At 38.2% G+C, this 2,467-nt stretch carries 2 protein-coding genes; one reads left to right on the forward strand and one right to left on the reverse strand.

Translation table 11 applies throughout. The features are described 5' to 3' along the window. Positions 1-21 precede the first annotated feature (21 nt). On the reverse strand, positions 22-822 hold the full coding sequence (locus tag CXF89_RS18945; RefSeq protein ID WP_024608362.1) for a DUF2989 domain-containing protein: 801 nt from the start codon (positions 820-822) through the stop codon (positions 22-24). A gap of 174 nt (positions 823-996) precedes the next feature. On the opposite strand from CXF89_RS18945, the gene CXF89_RS18950 reads away from it, so the two are divergent. Next, a complete protein-coding gene (locus tag CXF89_RS18950) occupies positions 997-2,439 on the forward strand; it encodes a glyceraldehyde-3-phosphate dehydrogenase (RefSeq protein WP_010554014.1) in 1,443 nt (480 codons plus the stop codon). The last annotated feature ends 28 nt before the right edge of the window (positions 2,440-2,467 follow it).

Here is a 2,467-nt window from a genome sequence, read left to right on the forward strand (position 1 = left end):
GGTTATTTTTGCGATTATAAATTAAAACTCTCGAGGAGATACAAAATCACCTGCCATTATTTGCTGAAATGTTTGCTCTGCAAGTACATCTAGGCTGTCTAAGCTTTTACCACTCGTTATTAATTGCTGCTCAATTTCAAACACGTCAATATTTTCAATCCCCGACATTTGCGCTACTTTAGAAAATATATATGCATGCTTAAATTTATCATGTTTATAAAAAAGACTAATAAGTGATGTATACACTTCAGGATTCGGTACGTTGTCTTTTTTATTGAGCTCTAAAGTTTTATAAAGCAAATCAATGGTTTTTTCATCGTCGAACTTAATATAGTACGATGCTAAAAAAAATTGCATTTCGGCACTTTGCGTTACACTTTTGTCATTTTCTATCGCCAATAATTTAGTCAGTGCGTTTTGGTTATTATTTCGTGACCATTGGTAGTAGAGCAAACCTGGATGGTTCGTATTTTGGGTATCTTGATATAAGCGAGTCATTTCTTTAATGCTCGTTAATTGACCGTCAATACGTGACGTTTTTTTAGCTTTTAACTTAATATGTTCAATTTTGGCAGCCACAGTTATACATTGGTTATAGGATTCAAAGTCCTTGAGTAATTGGTATTTATTTTCATCAGTAGGGTCTTTGTATTCTATGTAACGTTTGATAATTACATCAGAACGTTCATCCTTGCAGTGGCTGTCTTTGTTTAAGTCGCTACAAAAGCCAGGTGTTTCTTTGCACACTTGTGCGAGTGTCAAGGGCTCTTCACACCCTGTCAACGTTAGCAAACTCAATAGTACACTTGCTTTTTTAAGCATCCCTTAACCCCAAATGAATATCTACCTTGTTATTCTAACGCAATCATTTAACGCCTAACAGTAGAGAATAACTTCAGATTAAATTAGAATAGCCCAGCCTGAAGTGCATTACTCTCAAAATATAGTGCATTTTTAAAGGCTATCCGTTCAAAATGATAAACTTAGGTAAATAAAATGACCTCATCTCACGAGTTAGAATACACAAATAGTTGGCAAGAGCGCCAAGATTACGCAGAAAGCATGCAACCAATCATTGGTAAACTTTACCGTAATCGTGGTATCGAAATCGCTGTATATGGCCGTCCTCTCGTAAATGCCAGTACTATCGATATTATCAAATCTCACAAAACCGTTGCTCAGTTTGAAGGCACTAAATTACGTTTGCGTGAAAGCTTCCCATTTTTAGAAGCTATCAGCAAAATGGAATTAAACTCTGCACGTATTGATATTGGTAAGCTTGCATATAGTTATTTGTTCACTGAAGCTGCAAAAGGCCGCTCAGTAGAAGAATTTGTAAAAGATGAACTTGCAGAAATAGCTGACTTACCAGCGAAAGAACCACGCGATGTTGTATTGTATGGTTTTGGTCGTATTGGTCGTTTACTAGCGCGTTTATTAATTGAAAAATCAGGTCCATATTCAGATTTACGTTTGCGCGCTATTGTTGTGCGTGGCGGTAAAGAGGGTGATCTTGAAAAGCGTGCAAGCTTACTGCGTCGTGATTCAATTCACGGTCCATTCAATGGCTCGATCACTATTGATAAAGAACGTAACGCAATTAAAGCCAACGGTAGCTACATTCAGGTTATTTACGCTAACTCTCCTAGCGAAATTGATTACACTCAATACGGTATCGACAATGCATTAATTGTTGATAACACCGGTATTTGGAAAGACGAAGCGGGCCTTGGCCAGCATCTAGAGTGTAAGGGCGCTGCAAAAGTATTATTAACAGCTCCTGCAAAAGGTAATATCAAAAACATCGTATATGGTGTTAATAACAAAGATATTTTACCTGAAGATAAAATTGTTTGTGCAGCAAGCTGTACAACCAATGCAATTACACCAACGCTTAAAGCACTAAACGATAAGTTTGGTATTAATAATGGCCATGTTGAAACTGTACACTCGTACACGAACGATCAAAACCTTATTGATAACTACCACAAAGCAGAGCGCCGTGGCCGTGCCGCAGCACTTAACATGGTAATTACTGAGACAGGGGCTGCAAAAGCGGTTTCAAAAGCATTACCAGAGCTTGAAGGCAAATTAACAGGTAACGCAATCCGCGTACCTACACCTAATGTGTCGCTAGCTATTTTGAACCTTAACTTAGCAACAAGCACATCAGTTGAAGAGCTAAACGCATTTTTACGCGACACTGCACTTCATTCAGACTTACGTGACCAAATTGATTACACAGCATCAACGGAAATTGTTTCTACCGATTTAGTAGGTAGCCGTTACGCAGGTGTTGTTGATTCACAAGCAACGATTGTTGAAGATAACCGTATTGTTTTATATGTATGGTACGACAATGAGTTTGGTTACAGCTGCCAAGTAGTTCGTTGTATGCGCGATATGGCCGAAGTGTCATTCCCAAGCTTACCTCGCTAATTTATTTGCAGTGACTTAAAAGCCAGCA

This window comes from Pseudoalteromonas sp. MelDa3 (assembly GCF_002863625.1).
Lineage (GTDB): Bacteria > Pseudomonadota > Gammaproteobacteria > Enterobacterales > Alteromonadaceae > Pseudoalteromonas > Pseudoalteromonas arctica.

Excerpts from the sequence above, each read along its gene's own strand:
- CXF89_RS18945 (WP_024608362.1), bottom strand. The coding sequence starts at position 822 with ATGCTTAAAAAAGCAAGTGTACTATTGAGTTTGCTAACGTTGACAGGG.
- CXF89_RS18950 (WP_010554014.1), top strand. The coding sequence starts at position 997 with ATGACCTCATCTCACGAGTTAGAATACACAAATAGTTGGCAAGAGCGC.